The following is a 20,929-nucleotide window of genomic DNA, read 5'->3' as shown; positions in this document are numbered from 1 at the left end:
CCCTCCCGTCCCGCCCGACACCGGGTGACGCACAGTCAGTCCCTCAGGCCTTGCCGATCCGGCCCTTGAGCGCTTCCAGGACCACCGGCGGCACCAGGTGGGAGATGTCGCCGCCCCAGGTCGCGACCTCCTTGACCAGCGAGGACGACAGGAAGCTGTAGGTGGGGCTGGTCGGGATGAACAGGGTTTCGACGCCCGAGAGTCCGTTGTTCATCTGGGCCATCTGGAGCTCGTAGTCGAAGTCGCTGACCGCGCGCAGGCCCTTGACGATGGCGGGGATGTCGCGCTGCTTGCAGTAGTCGACGAGGAGCCCGTGGTAGGCCTCGACCTGGACGTTGCCGAACTCGGCGGTGACCTCGCGGATCAGTTCGATCCGCTCGTCGACGGTGAACAGACCCTTCTTCGACTGGTTGATCATCACGACGACGTGCACGACGTCGTACAGCCGGGAGGCACGGGCGATGATGTCGAGGTGTCCATTGGTGATGGGGTCGAAGGACCCCGGACAAACAGCGCGGCGCACTTGATTTCCCTCGCTCTCCGGTCCGGTCATCGTGCGTCTTCGCACGTAGAGGCGGCGCGACCGTACCAAAAGGTCCCCTCGCCGTAGCGACGGGCCCGGATCCCCTCGAAACCGTCCGGCCACCCGAATTCGCCGCCTCTGGTGCTGCGCTCCACGGTGACGAGAGCGTCCGGCGCGAGCCAGCCCCCCGACCGGAGTGTGAGGAGAATCTCCCGAAGATCGTGATCTGGGACAACATACGGCGGATCGAGAAAGACGATGTCGTACGGGTCTGTCGGCGCCGGCGTCCGAACGACCTGTTCGGCTTTGCCCGCCCTGACCTCGGCGCCGGCGAGGCCGACGTTCTTGACGTTCTCCCTGATGACCCGGGCGGCCTTCGCGTCGGCCTCCACGAGGAGGGTGTGGCTCGCGCCGCGGGAGAGGGCTTCGAGGCCTACGGCGCCGGAACCCGCGTACAGGTCCAGGACCCTTTCGCCGTTCAGGGGAGCGCCGAGGAGGGACTGCCAGGTGGAGAAGAGGCCCTCGCGTGCGCGGTCGGAGGTGGGGCGGGTTCCGTTGCCCGGGGGGACGGTGAGTCGGCGTCCGCCTGCCACTCCGGCGATCACGCGGGTCATCTGAGGTCCTTGTTCGTGGGTCGGTGCAGGTTCATTGTGGCTGGTCGCGCCTACGGGGCGGTAGCCGCATACGGAGTACAGCCCCGCGCCCCTGGGTGGGTCGGCCTCAGCCCTTCTCCAAGTACTGCTCTCTCTCCTCGTCCAGCAGCGCGTCCAGCGCTGTGCGCAGCCCGGGGAGGTGCTCCAGCTCGGGATCTGCCGCCACCACGCTCGTCGCCTCCTCCCGTGCCTCCGCGATGACCTCCTCGTCCTCGATGACCGACAGCACCCGCAGGGAGGTGCGGGCCCCGGACTGGGCCTGCCCCAACACATCGCCCTCGCGCCGCTGTTCGAGGTCGATGCGGGAGAGTTCGAAGCCGTCGAGGGTGGAGGCGACGGCGTTGAGGCGTTGGCGGGCGGGGCTGGCCTCGGGCATCTCGGAGACCAGGAGACAGAGGCCGGCCGCCGAACCACGCCCCACCCGGCCGCGGAGCTGGTGGAGTTGGGAGACACCGAAGCGGTCGGCGTCCATGATCACCATCGCGGTGGCGTTGGGCACGTTGACGCCGACCTCGATGACCGTGGTGGCGACCAGGACGTCGGTGTCCCCGGCGGCGAAGCGGCGCATCACGGCGTCCTTGTCGTCCGGGTGCATACGGCCGTGCAGCACCTCGATCCTCAGTCCCTGGAGCGGGCCCTTGGCCAGCTGGGCGGCGATGTCGAGGACGGCGAGCGGTGGGCGCTTCTCGGCCTCGTCCTCGGCGGACTTCTTCTTGCCGGCCTTCTTGGGGTCGTCCTCCTCGTCGCCGATGCGCGGGCAGACGACGTACGCCTGATGGCCGTTGCCCACCTCCTCGCGCACCCGCTCCCAGGCGCGGGCCAGGAAGTGGGGTTTGTCGGCGGCGGGGACGACATGGCTCGCGATGGGTGAGCGGCCGGCCGGGAGCTGGTCGAGGACCGAGGTCTCCAGGTCGCCGAAGACCGTCATGGCGACCGTGCGCGGGATGGGGGTGGCGGTCATGACGAGGAGGTGCGGGGGCTGCTTGCCCTTGCCGCGCAGGGCGTCGCGCTGCTCGACGCCGAAGCGGTGCTGTTCGTCGACCACGACCAGGCCCAGGTCGTGGAACTGCACCTTGTCCTCGATCAACGCGTGCGTGCCGATCACGATCCCGGCCTCGCCGGTGACGAGGTCCAGGAGGGCCTGGCGGCGGCCGGCCGTCCCCATCGAGCCGGTGAGCAGCGTGACCTTGGTGGCCCGATCCGCCCCGCCCAGCATCCCGCCCTCGGCCAGCTCCCCCATCATCTCGGTGATGGACCGGTGATGCTGCTGCGCGAGCACTTCGGTGGGCGCGAGCATCGCGGCCTGACCGCCCGCGTCGACCACGGCGAGCATGGCGCGGAGGGCCACCATCGTCTTGCCCGATCCCACCTCCCCCTGCAACAACCGATGCATCGGATGCTCGGTGGCCAAGTCGTCGAAGATCTCCTTGGACACCTTCACCTGCCCGTCCGTGAGGGTGAACGGGAGGCGGTCGTCGAAGGCGGTGAGGAGGCCGTCGGGCGACGGTTTGCGGGCCACCGCCGGGAGTTGGGCGTCGGCGTGGCGGCGGCGGGCCAGGGCTACCTGGAGGACGAAGGCCTCGTCCCACTTGAGGCGGTCGCGGGCTGCGGCGATGTCCGCCTTGGTGTGGGGGCGGTGGATCTTGAGGAGGGCTTCCGGGAGGGAGACCAGGCCGCGGCCCTCGCGGAGGGAGTCCGGGAGGGGGTCGACGGCCTCCTGGGCGCTGGGCAGGGCTGTCTGGAGGGCCTTGCCGATCTTCCAGGACTCCAGTTTGGCGGTGGCGGGGTAGATGGGGATCAGGGTGCCCGCCCAGGTCTCAACCGTCTCCTCGGTGTCGCCCTTCAGCAACTCGTACGCCGGGTGGGCGAGTTGCAGTCGGCGGTTGAAGACGGAGACCTTGCCGGCGAACATCGCGCTTGTGCCCGGCAGGAGTTCCTTGTGGGGTTTGTGAACTCCTGAGCCGAAGAAGACGAGTTGGAGCCGGCCGCTGCCGTCCGTGATCGTGACTTCGAGTCGCTGGCCCTTGCCCCGGGGGGCCTTGCTGGACGCGAAGGTGTGCAGCCGGGCATCGGCGACCTGGGCGACCACGGTGACGTGCTCGTCCATCGGCAGGTCGGCGAGGTGCGTGAGCTGGCCGCGCTCCTCGTATCTGCGGGGGTAGTGGTGCAGGAGGTCGCCTACTGTGTGCAGGCCGAGATGCTCGGCCATCACCTTCGCGGTGGCGGGGCCGAGCACCTTTTTCAGTGGTTCTTCCAGTGCGGGCACGAGATCCATTGCACACCACGCCACTGACAATGCCGTATACGTCTCCCGAAACCCCTGGTCAGGCGGGTCGTTCGGGCTTAGGATGACGCGCTCCGGCCATCCCCCGCGGTCACCGCCTCACAGGGACCGCCCGACCCTCGCGCCGTTCGCACCTTCCCCCACCTCGGCGCTGCGACGATGGATTCCCAGACCTCACAGTCATCCCAGGCATCAGAGCCACCTCATACGTTCCAGGTCGACCTGCGCGGTCTGGTGGACCTGCTCTCCCATCACCTCTACTCCAGCCCCAAGGTCTATCTGCGCGAACTGCTGCAGAACGCGGTGGACGCGATCACCGCCCGCCGGGCCGAACAGCCCGACTCCCCTGCCCTGGTGCGGCTGTACGCCGACGGGGGCACCCTGCGCGTCGAGGACTCCGGCGTCGGGCTCACCGAGGCGGACGTGCACAACCTCCTCGCGACCATCGGCCGTAGCTCCAAGCGCGCCGACGGGCTCCAGGAGGCCCGTTCCGACTTCCTCGGGCAGTTCGGCATCGGGCTGCTCGCCTGTTTCGTGGTGGCCGAGCGGATCCGGGTCGTCAGCCGCAGCGCCCGTACGCCCGACGCGCCGCCCGTGGAGTGGACGGCGACGGACGACGGGTCGTACACCGTGCGGACCTTGCCCGCCGCCGAGCATCCCGAACCGGGCACCACCGTGCACCTGGTGGCGCGCGCCGGGGCCGGCGAGTGGCTCACCAAGGAGCGGGTTCTCGCGCTGGCGCGGGACTTCGGGGCGTTGCTGCCGTACGACGTGCGGGTGGACGGTGAGGCGATCACCGATCTGCCGGCGCCCTGGGACCGGTCGTATCCGAGTCCCGGCACCCGCAGGGTGGCGCTGGCCCGGCACTGTCACGAGCTGTTCGGGTTCACACCGTTGGACTCGATCGAGCTGTCCGTGCCGCTCGCCGGGATCCGCGGGGTCGCCTATGTGCTGCCGTCGGCGGTGAGCCCCGCGCAGCGTGCGACGCACCGGGTGCATCTCAAGGGCATGCTGCTGACCGAGCGGGCCGAACAGCTGCTTCCCGACTGGGCGTTCTTCGTGCGCTGCGTGCTGGACACGGACAGTCTGCGGCCCACGGCCTCGCGCGAGTCGCTGTACGAGGACGAGACGCTGGCCGCTGTACGGGAGGCGCTGGGGGAAAGGATTCGCTCCTGGCTGACCGGGCTGGCGGGCGGTGATCCGGAGCGGCTGGCCGCGTTCCTCTCGGTGCATCACCTGGGGGTGAAGTCCCTGGCGCGGCACGACCCGGAGATGCTGCGCACGATGCTGCCGTGGCTCCCCTTCGAGACGACCGACGGACGGGTCTCCCTGGAGGAGTTCGCGCAGCGGCATCCGGTGGTGCACTTCACGCGGACCGTCGAGGAGTACCGGCAGGTCGCCCCGATCGCGTCCGCGCAGGGCATCGGGGTGATCAACGGCGGCTACACCTACGACGGCGAGCTGGTCGAGGCGCTGCCTTCGGTGCGCCCGGGGACGGTGGTCGCCGAGCTGGACTCGGACACCGTGACCGCGCACCTGGACTCGGTCGACCCGGCCGAGGAGCTGGCGCTGGCGGACTTCCTGGCCGCCGCGCGGGCCAAGCTGGACCCCCTGGGCTGCGATGTGGTCCTTCGGGCGTTCCATCCGCTGTCGGTGCCCGCGCTGCACCTGGACGACCGCTCGGCCCGGCACGAGCAGGCCCGCGCGGAGGCCGAGGAGCAGGCCGACGACCTGTGGGCGGGCATCCTGGGCTCGCTGCGGGGCAGTGCGCCCCGGGCGCGTCTGGTGCTCAACCATCTCAACCCGCTGATCCGGCGGATCAGTTCGCTCAAGGACAGAGACCTGATCGGGACGGCCACGGAGTCGCTCTACGGGCAGGCACTCCTGATGGCGCAGCGACCACTGCGCCCCGCCGACTCGGCACTGCTGAACCGGGCGTTCATCGGCCTCCTGGAGTGGGCCACACACGGGGAGGGCGACCACTGATGACAGGGATCACGGACTTCGACGCGCTGCGCCGGGCGATGGCCGAGAACTCCGAGGAGCCGGAGGGACCGGCCCGCAACGCGCGCGCGGAGCAACTGCTCGCCGAGGCCGAGAAGTTGGACATCCCCCTCGCGGTGATCGAGGCGCTCGGACACCAGCTGAAGGTCTACAACTACAGCTCCGAGAAGGACAAGATGTTCGTCCCCTTCGCGCGCCTGTTGCGCATGTGGGACGAACGGCCCGAGGACTTCGACGAGTACGAGATCCACTCGCTGCACTGGGTCTTCAAGTGGATGTCGTCCGGGATGCTGGGCCAGCCGCACATCCCGCTCGCGTCGATCGAGAAGTGGCTCGCCGAGATGGAGCACCGCTACCGGCTGGCCGGGCACTCCGAACGGGCGGTGCGCAGCGCCGAGTTCAGCGTCGCCTCGCACGTCGGGGACCTGGCGCGGGCCGATCGGGCGTACACCGCGTGGCTGGCCGCCGACCGGGACACCATGGCCGACTGCCACGCGTGCGAACTGCACAGCCAGGGCGCGTGGCAGGTCGAGCGGGGGCGGGACGCCGAGGCCCTCGATCTGTGGGGTCCGGTCCTGGAGGGCGAGTTCACCTGCGCCCACGAACCGCACACCGTCCTCGCGTCCTCCCTGGCCCCGCTGCTGCGCCTGGGGCGGGCCGACGAGGCGCGCGCCCATCATCTGCGGGGCTTCCGGCTCGTACGGCCCATGGAGAGCATGCGGGGCGCGTACGCGGACCATGTGGAGTTCTGCGCGCTGAGCGGCAACGAGGCGCGCGGTCTGGAGCTGCTGGCGGAGCGTCCGGCGTACTTCACGGACTCCGGGAACCCGCGCAGCGGGCTGGAGTTCCTGTCCGTGGTGACGTTGCTGATGGACCGGCTGACCGAGTTGGGGCTCGGCGACCAGCGGGTGCCGGGACCGGCCGGCCGGCCCTGGACGGCACGTGAACTCGCCGCCCACGCGCGCGTGGAGGCCCTCGCACTGGCCGCCCGCTTCGACGAGCGCAACGGCACGACCCGTGTCGGCGACCGGGCACGCGCGCGTATGGATCAGCGTCCCCTGGTGGAACGGCTGCCCCTGGGAGTGCGTTCGGCGGGCCGGCCGACCACGGCACCGGTGACCGAACCCACCCCCGGACCGGCCCCGGAGAAGGACCTCTCCGCGCTGCTCGCGGAGGCGCGGCGACTGTCGGACACCCTGCAACCGCACGCCGTGGAGGCCTGGTTGGCCGTCGCCCGGGCCGCCGAGGGCGTCGAGCTTGCCGCCCTCGACCGCGCGGAGATCGCCGACCACCAGGCGATGGACCGGGGCCCCGAGGGCATCGCCCTCTTCGAGCGCGCCGCGGAGCTGTACGCGGAGGCGGGCGACCCCGGGGAGGCGTGGGCGGCACGCGCGCGCGGGGCGTACGTACGCGCTCTCACGGGCGAGGTCGACGAGGCCCTCGCGGCGATCGCCGAGCCGTACGACGGGGTGCTCGCCCTGTACGCCGAGGGCGCCACGGGCGTACGGCAGGCGGCGGGTGTGCTGATGAGCCGGGCGCGCGTCCTGATGCGGGGCGTGCACGAGGATCCCTCGGGCGACTCCCCCGACGGCGAGGTCCTGGCCGCCGCCGAGGCCGCCGTCCGGGAGGTGCTGGCCCTGGTCGACGGGCACACCGGGGATGATGTCCGGCTGGCCGCGCGGGGGGCCGAGGGGCAGGCGATGCTCGCCGAACTCGCGCTGCGGGGCGGGGACGCGGAGACCGCCGTCCGACTGTTCGCGAAGGCGTCGACGGCATTCGTGGGCGCGGGGCTGCCGTGGTTCGCGGTGGAGTACGAGGCCCGGCTGGCCGGGCTCGCCCATCAGCTCGGCGACATCGCGGAGACGGAGCGGGCACTGCGGGCCGCCCTGGAGCACGGTGGGCCGTATCTGGAGGCGCCGGGGCGGGCACAGCTGCACCTCCAGCTCGCCGAGGTGCTCGGCGGCCGGGGCCGGGCCCAGGAGGCGGCGGAACACGCCCTGGAGGCCGCGCACTGGTCCGACGAGGCGGGCGAGGGCCCGACGCTGGGCGCCTGGGCACGGCACCAGCTGGGCGGCTTCCTGCTGCGTCAGGGCCGGTGGGCCGAGGCCGCGGAGGTGCTGGAGTCGGCGCTGCCCGACTTGAGTGCCGAGACGCACGGCGACGGCGCGGTCGTACAGACGAAGTGGTGGCTCGGGGACTGTCTGAGCGAGCTGGGCGAGCACCGGGCGGCTGCCGAACGGCGGTTGCAGGCGGCCGAGATCGCCCGGCACTGGCCCGAGCAGCACGACCACGCGACGCTCGCCCATCTCGCCGCCGAGTCCCTGGGGCACGCGGGGCTGCACACCGAGGCGGACCAGGCATACACGCGCGCGGGCGACCTGTGGCGATCCCTGGGGAACGTGCACGGGCTGGTGCGTTCGCTGCGCGCCCGCGCCTGGCTGGCGTTGCGCGCGGACCTGGCGGACCTGGGCCTGGACGGCGCGCGGGAGTTGATGTCGGCCGCGATCGAGGAGTGCGAGGCGGCCCTGCTGGTGACGGACGACGAGGAGACGCGGCAGCGGCTCACCGGTGAACTCGGCCACACGCACCGGCAGTTCGGCGAGCTGCTGGCGCGTTCCGTCGCCGAGGAGGCCGAGGACACCGCGATCCAGGGCGCGTTCGAGGACGCGCTGACGCAGACCGCGGAGGCCGTCGCGGTCTTCGCCGCCCTCGGGGAGGGCGCCGTGCACACCCGCACCGCCGCCGAACTCGCCGCGGGCTGGCTGGAGGCGGACCTCAGCCGTCCCGCGGACGCGGCGGCACGTGCGCGTGGCGTGCTGAAGGCCTACGAGGGTGCCGACGACGGCGACGAGACGGTACGGGCCCGTCGCGCCGAGGCGGAGCAGCTGCTCCAGCTGATGGAGGAGCAGACCGACAAGTAGGCCCTACTTCGGCCCTACTCGACGCCGATGAGCAGCAGCGCGCCCTGCCGGCCGCCCCGGTACACGACCGTGTCGACGGCGAGGTACGACTCGCGGACGTGGACCTCCAGGACGTCGGTGACGCTCTCGGGGGCCTCGTCGCCGAGGACGAGGGTGACGAGTTCGCCGCCGGCCGCGAGCATGCGGTCGAGGACGGCCCGGGCGGTGGCGGTGACATCGGCGCCGATCACCGCCACGTCGCCGTCGACGAGGCCCAGGACGTCCCCGGCCTGGCAGATGCCGGCCATGGTCCAGGACTGGCGTTCGGCGACGGCGACCTCGGCGTAGCGGGTCGCGCCGGCCGCCGAGGTCATGGAGACGACGTCCTCGTCGAAGCGGCGCTCGGGCTCGTGCACGGCGAGCGCGGCGATCCCCTGGACCGCGGAGCGCGTCGGGATCAGCGCGACCCGGATGCCCTCGGCGCGGGCCTGCTCGGCCGCTGCCGCCGCCGTGTGCCGCAGGTCGGCGTCGTTGGGCAGCAGTACGACCTCACGCGCGTGTGCCCGCCGCAGGGCATCGACCAGCTCCCCGCTGGCGGGCGGCTCCCCGGGGCGCGCGAGCACGGTGGTCGCGCCGGCCTCGCCGTAGAGCCCCGCCAGTCCCTCGCCGGGGACGACGGCGACGACGGCCCGCTGGGCGCGCTCCCGGGGCGGCCGTTCGGCGCCGGTGGTGTGGACGTCGCCGAGCCCGAAGTGGGTGATCCGGATGCGGTACGGCCGGCCGGCCTCGACGCCCGCCTCCACGGCGGCGCCGGCGTCGTCGACGTGCACATGGACGTTCCAGAGGCCGTCGCCGCCGACGACGACGAGCGAGTCGCCGAGCGCGTCGAGCCGGTCCCGCAGTCGGGTCACGGCCGTGTCCTCGGCCTCCAGGAGGTAGATCACCTCGTAGGCGGGACCGCCCTCCTGGGCTGCTGTCGGGTCGTCCTCGCAGAGGAGGACGTCGTCGACCCCGGGAGCACCGGAAGCCGAAACGGCCTCCACGCGTGCGTGCCCCCCGAAGACCGGCGCCTCCCGGGTGAACGTCTCCACCAGTGCGGCCAGCACCGCCACCAGCCCCCGTCCGCCCGCGTCGACCACTCCCGCGCGCTCCAGGACGGCCAGCTGCCCCGGGGTCGCGGCCAGCGCCGCGCACGCCCCGTCGTAGGCGGCCCGCGCCACCGTCCCGCAGTCGCCCTCGGTGTCGTCGGCCGCGTCGGCCGCCGCCGAGGCGACCGAGAGGACCGTGCCCTCGACCGGGTGGGCCACGGCCTGCCGGGCGGAGTCGGCCGCGTGCCGCAGCGCGAGCCGCAGCCCCTCCCCGTCCGTGTGAGCCGTCTCACCGTCGGCGGCGAGCACCTGGGCCATGCCCCGCAGCAGCTGCGCGAGGATCGTCCCGGAGTTGCCGCGCGCCCCTATGAGCGCCCCGTGGGCCATCGCGTGGGCGGCGTCGGCCAGCGGCGGCTTCTGCTCGGTCAGGGTGCCGTGTCCGGCGAACACCGCCTCGACGGTCGTGACGGCGGACTCCATGGTCAGGTAGAGGTTGGTGCCGGTGTCGCCGTCCGCTACGGGATACACGTTGATGGCGTCGATCTCCTCGCGCGCACGCCCCAGCGCGCGCAGCGCGAGACCGCACCAGGTACGCACCGCGAGAGCATCGAAGAATGTCTGCGGCACCTGCGGCACCTGCGCCTCCTTGAGCTGCTGGACTGGCACGCAGCGTAGACCCCGGAGGGGGCCGGGCCCGAGGAGGGCCGGAGCAGGCCCTCGACCAGGCATGGTAGTTTCGTTGAACCGGCGCAGTCGTTGTATGCTGCTCCGGTTGCCCGATCCCGATCGGGCCATCCCCCCTGGCAGCGCCACATCAGATCCTAGATCCTGATCCCGGCGTGCCGGGATCATCCGTAAGTGCATCTGTGCATCTGAAGTCTTTGGAGTGACCCGTGGCTGCCAACTGCGACGTCTGCGGCAAGGGGCCGGGCTTCGGCAACAACATCTCGCACTCGCACCGCCGTACGCCGCGTCGCTGGAACCCGAACATCCAGCGCGTTCGTACCGTGGTCGGCGGGACGCCGAAGCGCGTGAACGCTTGCACCTCGTGCATCAAGGCCGGCAAGGTCTCGCGCTGACGTACTGCTAGCGCGCGGCCACTGCTGGTTCGCTGCATCGAGCCGGTCCACCTCGTGTGGGCCGGCTTTTTGCCGTGCCATGCCAGAAGACCCGCGCTTCGGACAACCCGCGCTTCAGGAGAGCCCACGCCGTAGCGCCCACCCGTGATCCACAGGCCCGATCCCGCCCCCCAGCGCGAACCCGGCCGCGATCGCCCCGGTGACGTACTCCTTGGCCGCCGTCACCGCCTCCGGCACCGACCGCCCCATCGCAAGGTGCGCGGCGATCGCCGAGGCGAGCGTGCAGCCCGTGCCGTGGGTGTGCCGGTTGTCGTAGCGGGGCGCGCGCAGCCAGTGCTCCTCGGAGCCGTCGGTCAACAGATCCACCGCATCACCCGGCAGATGACCGCCCTTGATCAACACCCAGCGCGGCCCGTACGCGAGAACAGCCGACGCGGCGTCCCGCAACTGCCCCTCCGTCTCGACCCGTACGCCGGTCAGCTGCGCCACCTCGTCGAGGTTCGGCGTCGCCACGGTCGCGACCGGAAGCAGCTTCGTGCGTACGGCGTCCAGCGCGGAGTCCGCCAGCAGCGAGTCCCCGTGCTTCGAGATGCCGACCGGGTCGACGACGGCCGGGGCGTCCGTCCCCGCGAGCAACTCCGCGACCGTCTCGACGAGTTCGGCCGACGCCAGCATCCCGGTCTTCACGGCCTGTACGCCGATGTCGTCGACGACGCTGCGGTACTGGGCGCGCACCGCCTCCGCCGGAAGTTCCCAAGCGCCTTGCACGCCAAGGGAGTTCTGCGCGGTGACGGCGGTGACGACGCTCATGCCGTGCACGCCGAGCGCCAGCATCGTCTTCAAGTCGGCCTGGATTCCGGCCCCTCCACCGGAGTCGGAGCCGGCCACGGTCAGCACAAGCGGTTTCACGACTCGATGTCCCCGAAGTGGTCCCAGCCGCCCTTGCTGGTCCACGGCGCCCCGTCGACGGTCACCTGGGGCAGCGCTGACGGGTTGAGGACCTCGCCGATCACCTTCCAGCGGGCCGGCAGCTTCACGTCCGGTGCGAAGGTCGCCACGATCGCGTGGTCCTCTCCCCCGGTGAGCACCCACTGGATGGGGTCGACGCCGACGGCCTGTCCGATGTCGTGCATCTGGGTCGGGATGTCGATCGCGCCCGAGCGGATGTCGATCCGGACCTTGCTCGACTCGGCGATGTGCCCGAGATCGGCGATCAGCCCGTCGCTGACGTCGCACATCGAGGTCGCGCCGAGCCCGGCCGCCGCCGGACCCGCGTGATACGGCGGCTCGGGACGCCGATGCGCCTCCACGAACGCGCGCGGCGAGCGGAAGCCCCGCGACAGCACCGCGTACCCGGCCGCGGACCAGCCCAGCCAGCCGGTCACCGCGACCACGTCACCGGGCTGCGCGCCGGCCCGGGTGACCGGCTCCCGGCCGCGCAGATCACCGAGCGCGGTGATCGACACCATGATCGTGTCGCCTCGTACGACATCGCCGCCGACCACCGAGGCACCCGCGACCTGGCACTCGTCGCGCAGGCCGTCCATCAGCTCCATGGGCCAGGTGACCGGGAGTTCGGCCGGCACGACCAGTCCGAGGAGCAGCGCGGTCGGTACGGCGCCCATCGCGGCGATGTCCGCGAGGTTCTGCGCGGCGGCCTTGCGTCCGACGTCGTAGGCGGTGGACCAGTCGCGGCGGAAGTGCCGCCCCTCCAGCAGGATGTCGGTGCTCGCCACGACCCTGCGGTCGGGCGCGGCGACGACCGCGGCGTCGTCGCCGGGGCCGACCCGGACCGAGGGAGTGGTGGTGAGTCGGGAAGTGAGCTCCCTGATGAGCCCGAACTCCCCCAACTCACCGACGGTGCCCTTCATCGTTCGTCCTCTTCTCGTGACGGCAGCGCCCGGTCGCGAGCCGTCGGTGTGCTCGGTACGGTCGAGGTGACCGTCGACTTCAGTCGTGCCCACGTCCCGGCACGAGGGGAAGGGCTTCCGCGGGTCTCCCCGCGGTGAGCGGCGACGCGATACCGTGGCGTTCCTTTTCCCCACATGATCCTCGTGGCCGCCCTGGAGGTTCCGTGGTACAGGCGTACATCCTGATCCAGACGGAGGTCGGCAAGGCGTCGACCGTCGCCGACACGATCAGCAAGATTCCCGGTGTGATCCAGGCCGAGGACGTGACAGGACCGTACGACGTGATCGTGCGCGCCCAGGCCGACACGGTCGACGACCTCGGCCGCATGGTGGTCGCCAAAGTCCAGCAAGTGGACGGCATCACCCGCACCCTGACCTGCCCGGTGGTGCATCTGTAGCCCCCGTCTACCCCTGGCCGGTGAACTCTCTCCGTCACCGGCGCCGTTCTGTCATCGGGCTGTCCGTGCTCGCCCCGCTGATCACCCTCGCGGGCTGCTCCTCGGCAGACGACAACGCGTCGGCGGCGGTTCCCTCACCGGGCGCGAAGGTCACCGGGCTGTGCCGGAATCTGGACAAGGTGCTGCCGTCGAAGGTCGACGGCCAGGGCCGCCGGGATCCCGAGCCCGCGTCCGCGCTGACCGCGGGCTGGGGGAACCCGGCGATCATACTGCGCTGCGGTGTCGTGAGACCCGCGAAGATGAACGACCCCGAGGCCGACGGCGTCGAGGTGAACGGCGTCGGCCGGCTGCTGCAGAAACAGGACGACGGGTCCTTCCGGTTCACCACGACGCTGCGCAGGGCGTACGTCGAGGTGACCATCCCGAAGGTGTGCACCGGAGACGGTCTGGCGCCCCTGGTCGACCTGGCGAAGTCCGTCGGAAGGCGATCCCCGCAGGGATCGCCGACTGGACAGACCGGAGCGACCCGCTCAGCGCAGTCCGGTCGAACGGCGCAGCGCGGCCTGCACGAGGAGGTCGACCAGCTCCCCGTAGGGGACGCCGCTGGCCTCCCACATCTTCGGGTACATCGAGATCGGCGTGAATCCGGGCATCGTGTTGATCTCGTTGATGACGAACTCGCCGTCCTCCGTGAGGAAGAAGTCCGCCCGCACCAGCCCCTCGCAGGAGGCCGCGTCGAAGGCGTCCACCGCGAGCCGCTGGACCTCGGCGGTCTCCTCGGGCGTCAGCGGGGCGGGCACGATACCGGGGGTCGAGTCGATGTACTTCGCCTCGAAGTCGTAGTACGCGTGCTCCTGGGGCGGCGGGATCTCGGCCGGCACGCTGGCCCGCGGCCCGTCCTCGAACTCCAGCACCCCGCACTCGATCTCGCGTCCGCGCAGCGCGGCCTCCACGAGGATCTTCGGGTCGTGCCGCTGCGCCTCCTCGATCGCCTCGTCGAGTCCGGACAGATCGTCGACCTTGGTGATGCCGATCGACGAACCCGCGCGCGCGGGCTTCACGAACAGCGGCCAGCCGTGCTCACCGGCGAAGTCGACGATCTTCTTGCGGGCGGCGGACTGGTCCCGCGCCCACTCGCGCGGCCGGATCACCACGTAGGGGCCGACCTTGAGGCCGAACGAGGTGAACACCCGCTTCATGTACTCCTTGTCCTGGCCGACGGCCGAGGCGAGCACACCGGCGCCCACGTACGGCACACCGGACAGCTCCAGGAGTCCCTGGAGGGTGCCGTCCTCGCCGTAGGGGCCGTGCAGGACGGGGAAGACGACGTCGACCTCGCCGAGGGCCTTGGGCACGGATCCCGGTTCGCTGATGACGACTTCGCGGTTCCCGGGGTCGAGCGGGAGCACCACTCCGCCCTCGCTCGACTCGGTGAGCTCGTCGACGTCCGGGGTGCGGCGGTCGGTGATCGCCATGCGTTCCGGCGCGTCGGCGGTGAGGGCCCAGCGGCCTTCGCGGGTGATGCCGATCGGCAGGACGTCGTACTTGGTCCGGTCGATGGCCGCGAGGACGGCGCCGGCGGTGACCACGGAGATCCCGTGTTCGGAGCTGCGACCGCCGAACACGACGGCCACACGCGGCTTGCGAGGCGGCTGCTCAGGGCTCTGGGAGAGGTTCTCGGTGCTCATATCGCGATGAGCGTACCCGGTGGTACTGCTGTGATACAGCGTCGGTTGACGACGGGCGGTTCGTGCAGCGCCCTGAAGGGGCGCGGGGAACTGCGCGCTCGGCCACGACGGACCCGCAGCCACCCGACGGCACAAGGCGCCCCCAGCCCACGGCCCCACCCAGCGGAGCGCTCAGCGTCGCTCGGGCTTCGCGCTGCGCGACATCAGCTCCTTCACGGCGACCACCGGCGACTTCCCCTCGTGCACGATCTCGAAGACCGTCTCGGTGATCGGCATGTCGACGCCGTGCCTGCGGGCCAAGTCCAGCACGGACTCACAGGACTTGACGCCCTCCGCGGTCTGCCGGGTGACCGCGATGGTCTCCTGGAGGGTCATGCCCTTGCCGAGGTTGGTGCCGAAGGTGTGGTTGCGGGACAGCGGCGAGGAGCAGGTCGCCACCAGGTCGCCGAGGCCCGCGAGTCCGGAGAAGGTGAGCGGATCGGCGCCCATCGCGATACCGAGCCGGGTCGTCTCGACGAGACCGCGGGTGATGAGCGAGCCCTTGGCGTTGTCCCCGAGTCCCATGCCGTCCGCGATGCCGACGGCGAGCCCGATCACGTTCTTCACCGCGCCGCCGAGCTCGCAGCCCACGACGTCGGTGATGGTGTACGGCCTGAAGTACGGGGTGTGGCAGGCGGCTTGGAGCCGGCGGGCCACGGCCTCGTCGGTGCAGGCGACCACCGCGGCGGCCGGCATCCGGGAGGCGATCTCGCGCGCGAGGTTGGGTCCGGAGACCACGGCGATCCGGTCCCGGCCGACCTTGGCGACGTCCTCGATGACCTCGCTCATCCGCATGACGGAGCCGAGTTCGACACCCTTCATGAGCGAGACGAGGACCGTGTCGGGCGCCAACAGGGGTGCCCAGTCGGCCAAGTTGGCGCGCAGCGTCTGCGAAGGGACCGACAGGACGGTGAAGTCGGCGTCGGCGGCGGCCTCGGCGGGGTCGGTGGTGGCCCGCAGGTTCTCCGGGAGTTCGACGCCCGGGAAGTAATCGGGGTTCGTACGCGTGGAGTTGATGGCCTCGACGACTTCCGCGCGACGCCCCCACAGTGTGACCTCGCACCCCGCGTCGGCGAGCACCATGCCGAAGGCCGTGCCCCATGAACCGGCGCTGAAAACGGCCGCCTTGACCGGCTTGCTCACGTGCCCTGCCCCTCTTCCTGCTCGACCTTCGGCTCGGTCGCCGACTCGGCCCTGGACTCCAACTGCTCGGTCTCCGCGGCCGTCCGGCGCCGCTGCTCGATCCGCTCGCGGCGCGGATCGTAGGGCGTCTCGGGCGCCTTCGCGCCGCGGATCTGCTCCAACAGGCGTGTGATGTCGGCCATGATGACCTCGGTCGCCTCTTTGAGGAGGTCCGGGCTCATGTCCTTGCCGTAGAAACGCGTGAGGTCCACCGGCGGGCCCGCGAGCACGTAACTGGTCTTGCGCGGGAAGACGTGCAGCTTCTTGGCGTACGGCGGCAGCAGCTCGTTGGCGCCCCACTGGGCCACGGGAATCACCGGGCACTTGGTCTGCAGGGCCACGCGCGCGGCACCGGTCTTGCCGGTCATGGGCCACTGGTCGGGGTCCCGGGTGATGGTGCCCTCGGGATAGAACGCGACGCATTCACCGCGCTCCACGGCGTCGATCGCGGCGCGGAAGGCGCTCAACGCGTCCGTGGTCTCGCGATAGACGGGGATCTGTCCGGTGCCTCGCATCGCGGCGCCGACGAATCCCTTGCGGAAAAGCCCGCTCTTCGCCAGGAATCGCGGAACGCGCCCGGTGTTGTACTGAAAGTGAGCGTACGCAAGGGGATCCACGTGTGAATTGTGGTTCACCGCGGTGATAAATCCGCCCTCGGCCGGAATGTGTTCCATTCCACGCCAGTCCCGCTTGATCAGAACCAGCAGCGGCGGTTTGCAGAGGACCGCTGCGAAGCGGTACCAGAACCCGATTCTGCGGCGGGGCACGCGAACACCTTCCTCTAGGACCTGGGGGGCCGCACAAGTGTCGCCCCAGGCCGTCGGTCTGTCGAGAACACCGTACGCCCCGCCACCGACAACGCCAGGGGCGCCGGGTGACAATGGCCGCGACAAGAGAGGGACGGATCACGCGTGCAGTGGACCTTGGTCATACCCCTGAAGTCTCTGGCGCGAGCCAAGACCAGGCTCTCGGACACGGCCGGCGACGGGTTGCGGCCGGGGCTCGCCCTCGCCTTCGCGCAGGACACCGTGGCGGCCGTGCTGGCCTGCCCGGCAGTCCGCGATGTGGCGGTCGTCACGGGCGACGCCGTGGCCGGGCGCGAACTGGCCGCGCTGGGCGCCCGGATCGTCGCGGACGAGCCGGGAGACGGCCTGAACGCCGCTCTGCGGCACGCGGCGACGGTCGTGCGGGTTTCCCGACCCGAAAGCGCGGTGGCGGCCCTGAACGCCGATCTGCCGGCCCTGCGCCCCATGGAATTGGCCCGGGTCCTGGACGCGGCGGCGGAATTCCCGCGCGCTTTTCTCCCGGACGCCGCCGCAATCGGCACCACCTTGCTCACCGCGCGAGAGGGCCGTGAATTGCACCCGGCATTCGGCACCGATTCCCGCGCACGCCATCGCGCCTCCGGCGCCGCCGAACTCACCCTGGACGCGGTGGATTCCGTACGACAGGACGTGGACACCGGCGAGGACCTGCGGGCGGCGCTGGCCCTGGGCGTGGGGCCGCGCACCGCGGCGGCGGCTGCGGGGCTGCTGATTCCGGGACGGCCGGGGGCGGCGGGCGGGCAGTAGGCTGCGGCCATGCAGGCGACCGCTTACACCTACGACGCCGGGACCCGTACCGGCAGTGTGCTGCTCGACGACGGCACCCCGGTGCCCTTCGACGCCTCCGCGTTCGACGCGGGCGGGCTGCGGCTGCTGCGGCCGGGACAGCGGGTGCGGATCGAGACCGAGGGGCCGAAGGACGGCCTCAGGGTCACACTGGTGACGCTGCAAACCTTCTGAACGCCCGTACACGGGCCGTGAACACGCCGCGGGCCGGACTCCCGACGGGAGTCCGGCCCGGCGCGTGAGTGCCGTGCGTTCCGCCGACTAGCGGGTGGCGGTGGCCTTCTTGGCGGTGGTCTTGCGTGTGGTCGACTTCTTGGCCGGGGCCTTCTTGGCGGTGGCCTTCTTGGCCGCAGCCTTCTTGGCGGTACTGGTGGCCTTCTTGGCCGCCGTCTTCTTGGCCGTCGCCGTGGTCTTCTTGGCGGTCGCCTTCTTGGCGACGGTCTTCTTGGCGGTGGCCGTCTTGGCCGCCGTCTTCTTCGCCACGGTCTTCTTCGCGGTGGCCGTCGCCCTCTTGGCGGTGGTCTTCTTGGCCGCGGCCTTCTTGACCGTCGCCGAAGCGGTGCCGCTCAGGCTGCCCTTGGGCGCCTTCTTGACGGCGACCTCGCCACCGCGCGGGAGCTTCTTCGAGCCGCTCACCAGGTCCTTGAAACCCTGGCCCGCGCGGAAGCGCGGAACGGAGGTCTTCTTGACCCGAACCCGCTCGCCCGTCTGGGGGTTGCGGGCGTAACGGGCCGGACGGTCGACCTTCTCGAACGAACCGAAGCCGGTGACCGAGACCCGGTCCCCGCTGACGACGGCACGGACGATGGCGTCCAGTACCGCGTCGACCGCCTCGGCGGCCTGCTGACGGCCACCGACCTTGTCGGCAATCGCTTCTACGAGCTGCGCCTTGTTCACGTCTTCCCCTTCGGAGACATTGCCGGAACGAAAGTGTTCAGGCTTTTCCGCACGTTAGGCAGATATATACCGCAAATCAAACACGAAACGGGCTAATCACCCGTGCGCCGCAACGAACTCGGCTGTCCTGGACTTGTTCAGCGTTCCTCTTCGGGGAATCGACCCGCGTCGAGGTCCGCCGTGAACCGGTCCAGTCGCCTTGTCGCGTCGGCGAGATCGTGCTTGGCCGCGGCCGTAATGACCAGCAGCTTCCGGGCCAGCGCCATCCGTACGCCCTCCGGGACTTGCAGTGCGCGCACCCTTGTGTGCGCTTCCTTGAGTTGGTCCGCGACTGCCGCATAGAGCTTGAGTTGGCCGTCGTGTTCCATGCACAGATTGTGCCATCTGGGGCGAGTTGTCGCCTGCGGGGGTCGCAACTGGTGCCTCGAACGGCCTGACGGAGTCGGGCGGCAGCCTTGGCTCAAAGGTGCGCCTACCCCATCAACACCCTGTCTAACATGGGAAGTTGAGAGAAGCGTAGGCGGCGCGCGGGGCCGTTCGAGTGCAGACATGGCTGTACCCCCAATCGTGGCGATCGGGGGTACAGAGGGTGTCGCGGTGGCCGGATCTCGACCTGGTGCGGGGGTTGGGGTCAGACCTGGACCGTCCGCGGCTTGTACGAGGGGCGCTTGGCCTCGTACGCGGAGATGTCGCCCTCGTTCTGGAGGGTGATGGAGATGTCGTCCAGTCCGTTCAGCAGCCGCCAGCGGGCGTTCTCGTCGAGTTCGAAGGCGGCGGTGATGCCCTCGGCGCGGACCTCGCGGGCCTCCAGGTCGACCGTGATCTCGGCCTGCGGGTCGTTCTCGGTGAGTTCCTGCAGCGCGTCCACGATCTTCTGCTCCAGAACGACCGTGAGCAGGCCGTTCTTCAGCGAGTTGCCGCGGAAGATATCGGCGAACCGGGAGGAGATGACGGCCTTGAAGCCGTAGTTCTGCAGCGCCCACACGGCGTGCTCGCGGGAGGAGCCGGTGCCGAAGTCGGGTCCGGCCACCAGGACCGTCGCGCCCTTGCGCTCGGGGCGGTTGAGGATGAAGTTCTCGTCCTTGCGCCAGGCCTCGAACAGCCCGTCCTCGAACCCGTCCCTGGTCACCTTCTTGAGCCAGTGGGCGGGGATGATCTGGTCGGTGTCCACGTTGCTGCGGCGCAGCGGGACGGCCCGGCCGGTGTGCGTGGTGAATGCTTCCATGGCTCTCAGACTCCAGCGGGCACAGGGGCGTCGGACAGGTCGGCGGGCGAGGCCAGGTGGCCCAGCACGGCGGTCGCGGCGGCGACCTGCGGCGAGACCAGGTGCGTACGGCCGCCCTTGCCCTGCCTGCCCTCGAAGTTGCGGTTGGAGGTGGACGCGGAGCGCTCACCGGGTGCCAACTGGTCGGGGTTCATGCCCAGACACATCGAGCAGCCCGCGTGCCGCCATTCGGCGCCGGCCTCCTTGAAGACGACGTCCAGGCCCTCGGAGACGGCCTGCAGACCGACTCGCGCGGAGCCCGGGACGACCAGCATCCGTACGCCGTCGGCGACTTTGCGGCCCTCGACGATCGCGGCGGCGGCCCGCAGGTCCTCGATACGGCCGTTGGTGCACGACCCTACGAAGACGGTGTCGACCTTGATGTCGCGCAGCGGCTGGCCGGCCTCCAACCCCATGTATTCCAGGGCCTTTTCGGCGGCCAGGCGCTCCGAAGCGTCTTCGTACGAAGCCGGGTCGGGGACGGACGCCGAAAGCGGCGCGCCCTGACCGGGGTTGGTGCCCCAGGTGACGAACGGCGCCAGCGAGGGACCGTCGATGACGACCTCGGCGTCGAATTCGGCGTCCGCGTCGGTCTTCAGGGTCTTCCAGTACGCGACGGCGGCGTCCCAGTCCTCGCCCTCGGGGGCGTGGGCGCGGCCCTTGATGTACTCGAAGGTGGTCTCGTCGGGGGCGATCATGCCCGCGCGGGCGCCGGCCTCGATCGACATGTTGCAGATGGTCATGCGGGCTTCCATCGAGAGTTTCTCGATGGCGGGGCCGCGGTATTCGAGGATGTAGCCCTGGCCGCCGCCGGTGCCGATCTTCGCGATGATGGCGAGGATCAGGTCCTTGGCGGTGACGCCGTCGGGCAGTTCGCCGTCGACCGTGATGGCCATGGTCTTGGGGCGGGCCAGCGGCAGCGTCTGGGTGGCCAGCACATGCTCCACCTGGGAGGTGCCGATGCCGAACGCCAGCGCGCCGAAGGCGCCGTGGGTGGAGGTGTGGGAGTCACCGCACACGACGGTGGTACCGGGCTGGGTCAGACCCAGCTGCGGTCCTACGACGTGGACGACACCCTGCTCGACATCGCCCAGGGAGTGCAGGCGCACGCCGAAGTCGGCACAGTTCTTGCGCAGCGTCTCCAGCTGGGCCCGGGAGACCGGGTCCGCGATGGGCTTGTCGATGTCGAGGGTCGGGGTGTTGTGATCCTCGGTGGCGATGGTGAGGTCGAGGCGCCGCACGGGACGCCCGGCCTGGCGGAGCCCGTCGAAGGCCTGCGGGCTGGTCACCTCGTGCAGCAGGTGCAGATCGATGAAGAGGAGGTCGGGCTCGCCCTGGGCGCGCCGGACGACATGGTCGTCCCAGACCTTCTCCGCGAGTGTCCTACCCATCGCTTTCCCTCCGGCCGGC

Annotated in this window: 19 protein-coding genes and 1 pseudogene; 7 read left to right on the top strand and 13 right to left on the bottom strand. The window is 70.8% G+C overall.

Annotated features, from left to right (window positions below; translation table 11 throughout):
• Window positions 1-43: 43 nt before the first annotated feature.
• The 3 genes from coaD to recG form a co-directional block, all read right to left on the bottom strand.
• Window positions 44-523, bottom strand: a complete 480-nt coding sequence (gene coaD / locus OC490_RS18785) for a pantetheine-phosphate adenylyltransferase (protein ID WP_262059104.1) — start codon at window positions 521-523, stop codon at window positions 44-46.
• 26 nt (window positions 524-549) lie between these two features.
• On the bottom strand, window positions 550-1,137 hold the full coding sequence (rsmD, locus tag OC490_RS18780; RefSeq protein ID WP_262059103.1) for a 16S rRNA (guanine(966)-N(2))-methyltransferase RsmD: 588 nt from the start codon (window positions 1,135-1,137) through the stop codon (window positions 550-552).
• Between the two features lie 106 nt (window positions 1,138-1,243).
• Window positions 1,244-3,451, bottom strand: a complete 2,208-nt coding sequence (gene recG / locus OC490_RS18775) for an ATP-dependent DNA helicase RecG (protein WP_262059102.1) — start codon at window positions 3,449-3,451, stop codon at window positions 1,244-1,246.
• A 168-nt stretch (window positions 3,452-3,619) separates the two neighbouring features.
• On the opposite strand from recG, the gene OC490_RS18770 reads away from it, so the two are divergent.
• Together OC490_RS18770 and OC490_RS18765 are read left to right on the top strand one after the other, a co-directional pair.
• On the top strand, window positions 3,620-5,446 hold the full coding sequence (locus OC490_RS18770; RefSeq protein ID WP_262059101.1) for an HSP90 family protein: 1,827 nt from the start codon (window positions 3,620-3,622) through the stop codon (window positions 5,444-5,446).
• Complete coding sequence (locus OC490_RS18765; RefSeq protein ID WP_262059100.1) at window positions 5,446-8,385, top strand: tetratricopeptide repeat protein; 2,940 nt, start codon at window positions 5,446-5,448, stop codon at window positions 8,383-8,385. The genes OC490_RS18770 and OC490_RS18765 overlap by 1 nt, the downstream gene beginning before the upstream one ends.
• Window positions 8,386-8,399: 14 nt before the next feature.
• On the opposite strand, the gene OC490_RS18760 is transcribed toward OC490_RS18765, so the two are convergent.
• Window positions 8,400-10,088 carry a DAK2 domain-containing protein gene (locus OC490_RS18760; RefSeq protein ID WP_262059248.1) on the bottom strand — a complete coding sequence of 563 codons (1,689 nt, stop codon included), beginning with the start codon at window positions 10,086-10,088 and terminating at the stop codon, window positions 8,400-8,402.
• Window positions 10,089-10,345: 257 nt separating this feature from the next.
• Between OC490_RS18760 and rpmB the strand changes: the two genes are divergently transcribed.
• Entirely contained in the window at window positions 10,346-10,531 is a 186-nt protein-coding gene (rpmB, locus tag OC490_RS18755) for a 50S ribosomal protein L28 (RefSeq protein WP_004924906.1), read from the top strand.
• Between the two features lie 114 nt (window positions 10,532-10,645).
• Here rpmB and thiD read toward each other — a convergent pair whose 3' ends face one another.
• Together thiD and OC490_RS18745 are read right to left on the bottom strand one after the other, a co-directional pair.
• Window positions 10,646-11,440 (bottom strand): bifunctional hydroxymethylpyrimidine kinase/phosphomethylpyrimidine kinase, encoded by a 795-nt coding sequence (gene thiD / locus OC490_RS18750; RefSeq protein WP_262059099.1) that lies wholly within the window; start codon window positions 11,438-11,440, stop codon window positions 10,646-10,648.
• The gene (locus OC490_RS18745; protein ID WP_019068733.1) at window positions 11,437-12,402 is read right to left on the bottom strand and encodes a thiamine-phosphate kinase; all 966 of its coding nucleotides are present in this window, start codon (window positions 12,400-12,402) and stop codon (window positions 11,437-11,439) included. Before OC490_RS18745 ends, thiD begins: the two co-directional genes overlap by 4 nt.
• A 203-nt stretch (window positions 12,403-12,605) precedes the next feature.
• On the opposite strand from OC490_RS18745, the gene OC490_RS18740 reads away from it, so the two are divergent.
• Both OC490_RS18740 and OC490_RS18735 read left to right on the top strand, forming a co-directional pair.
• On the top strand, window positions 12,606-12,839 hold the full coding sequence (locus OC490_RS18740; protein WP_019068732.1) for an Lrp/AsnC family transcriptional regulator: 234 nt from the start codon (window positions 12,606-12,608) through the stop codon (window positions 12,837-12,839).
• A 20-nt stretch (window positions 12,840-12,859) separates the two neighbouring features.
• Window positions 12,860-13,347 (top strand): annotated as a pseudogene (locus tag OC490_RS18735) (DUF3515 domain-containing protein); the annotation flags it as partial.
• Window positions 13,348-13,369: 22 nt separating this feature from the next.
• On the opposite strand, the gene OC490_RS18730 reads toward OC490_RS18735, so the two are convergent.
• The 3 genes from OC490_RS18730 to OC490_RS18720 all read right to left on the bottom strand — a co-directional run bounded on the left by OC490_RS18730 (window position 13,370) and on the right by OC490_RS18720 (window position 16,515).
• Window positions 13,370-14,527, bottom strand: coding sequence for a D-alanine--D-alanine ligase family protein (locus tag OC490_RS18730; protein ID WP_262059098.1), 1,158 nt, complete (start codon window positions 14,525-14,527; stop codon window positions 13,370-13,372).
• 171 nt (window positions 14,528-14,698) lie between these two features.
• The gene (locus OC490_RS18725) at window positions 14,699-15,709 is read right to left on the bottom strand and encodes an NAD(P)H-dependent glycerol-3-phosphate dehydrogenase (protein ID WP_262059097.1); all 1,011 of its coding nucleotides are present in this window, start codon (window positions 15,707-15,709) and stop codon (window positions 14,699-14,701) included.
• Window positions 15,706-16,515 carry a lysophospholipid acyltransferase family protein gene (locus OC490_RS18720; RefSeq protein WP_262059096.1) on the bottom strand — a complete coding sequence of 270 codons (810 nt, stop codon included), beginning with the start codon at window positions 16,513-16,515 and terminating at the stop codon, window positions 15,706-15,708. Before OC490_RS18720 ends, OC490_RS18725 begins: the two co-directional genes overlap by 4 nt.
• A gap of 144 nt (window positions 16,516-16,659) precedes the next feature.
• Between OC490_RS18720 and cofC the strand changes: the two genes are divergently transcribed.
• Window positions 16,660-17,319: a 2-phospho-L-lactate guanylyltransferase gene (gene cofC / locus OC490_RS18715; RefSeq protein ID WP_262059095.1), complete on the top strand. Its 660-nt coding sequence runs from the start codon at window positions 16,660-16,662 to the stop codon at window positions 17,317-17,319.
• Between the two features lie 9 nt (window positions 17,320-17,328).
• Window positions 17,329-17,532 carry a hypothetical protein gene (locus OC490_RS18710; RefSeq protein WP_262059094.1) on the top strand — a complete coding sequence of 68 codons (204 nt, stop codon included), beginning with the start codon at window positions 17,329-17,331 and terminating at the stop codon, window positions 17,530-17,532.
• 87 nt (window positions 17,533-17,619) lie between these two features.
• Here the strand turns inward: OC490_RS18710 and OC490_RS18705 are convergent, their stop codons facing one another.
• The 4 genes from OC490_RS18705 to leuC all read right to left on the bottom strand — a co-directional run bounded on the left by OC490_RS18705 (window position 17,620) and on the right by leuC (window position 20,910).
• Window positions 17,620-18,255, bottom strand: coding sequence for an HU family DNA-binding protein (locus OC490_RS18705; RefSeq protein WP_262059093.1), 636 nt, complete (start codon window positions 18,253-18,255; stop codon window positions 17,620-17,622).
• A gap of 137 nt (window positions 18,256-18,392) precedes the next feature.
• Window positions 18,393-18,623 carry a hypothetical protein gene (locus OC490_RS18700; protein WP_019068724.1) on the bottom strand — a complete coding sequence of 77 codons (231 nt, stop codon included), beginning with the start codon at window positions 18,621-18,623 and terminating at the stop codon, window positions 18,393-18,395.
• 263 nt (window positions 18,624-18,886) lie between these two features.
• Window positions 18,887-19,480, bottom strand: coding sequence for a 3-isopropylmalate dehydratase small subunit (leuD, locus tag OC490_RS18695; RefSeq protein WP_200713349.1), 594 nt, complete (start codon window positions 19,478-19,480; stop codon window positions 18,887-18,889).
• Window positions 19,481-19,485: 5 nt separating this feature from the next.
• Window positions 19,486-20,910, bottom strand: a complete 1,425-nt coding sequence (gene leuC / locus OC490_RS18690) for a 3-isopropylmalate dehydratase large subunit (RefSeq protein WP_262059092.1) — start codon at window positions 20,908-20,910, stop codon at window positions 19,486-19,488.
• Window positions 20,911-20,929: the final 19 nt, after the last annotated feature.

Origin of the sequence: Streptomyces sp. STR69 (genome assembly GCF_024519455.1) — a bacterium.
In the GTDB taxonomy this organism is placed as follows: domain Bacteria; phylum Actinomycetota; class Actinomycetes; order Streptomycetales; family Streptomycetaceae; genus Streptomyces.
The sequence above is the reverse complement of the archived record's forward strand: the minus strand, read 5'-3'. Positions and strand labels throughout refer to the sequence as shown.

Coding starts and splice junctions, on each gene's coding strand:
- rsmD (WP_262059103.1), bottom strand. CDS start 1,137: ATGACCCGCGTGATCGCCGGAGTGGCAGGCGGACGCCGACTCACCGTC.
- recG (WP_262059102.1), bottom strand. CDS start 3,451: ATGGATCTCGTGCCCGCACTGGAAGAACCACTGAAAAAGGTGCTCGGC.
- OC490_RS18770 (WP_262059101.1), top strand. CDS start 3,620: ATGGATTCCCAGACCTCACAGTCATCCCAGGCATCAGAGCCACCTCAT.
- OC490_RS18765 (WP_262059100.1), top strand. CDS start 5,446: ATGACAGGGATCACGGACTTCGACGCGCTGCGCCGGGCGATGGCCGAG.
- OC490_RS18745 (WP_019068733.1), bottom strand. CDS start 12,402: ATGAAGGGCACCGTCGGTGAGTTGGGGGAGTTCGGGCTCATCAGGGAG.
- OC490_RS18730 (WP_262059098.1), bottom strand. CDS start 14,527: ATGAGCACCGAGAACCTCTCCCAGAGCCCTGAGCAGCCGCCTCGCAAG.
- OC490_RS18710 (WP_262059094.1), top strand. CDS start 17,329: ATGCAGGCGACCGCTTACACCTACGACGCCGGGACCCGTACCGGCAGT.
- OC490_RS18700 (WP_019068724.1), bottom strand. CDS start 18,623: ATGGAACACGACGGCCAACTCAAGCTCTATGCGGCAGTCGCGGACCAA.
- leuD (WP_200713349.1), bottom strand. CDS start 19,480: ATGGAAGCATTCACCACGCACACCGGCCGGGCCGTCCCGCTGCGCCGC.
- leuC (WP_262059092.1), bottom strand. CDS start 20,910: ATGGGTAGGACACTCGCGGAGAAGGTCTGGGACGACCATGTCGTCCGG.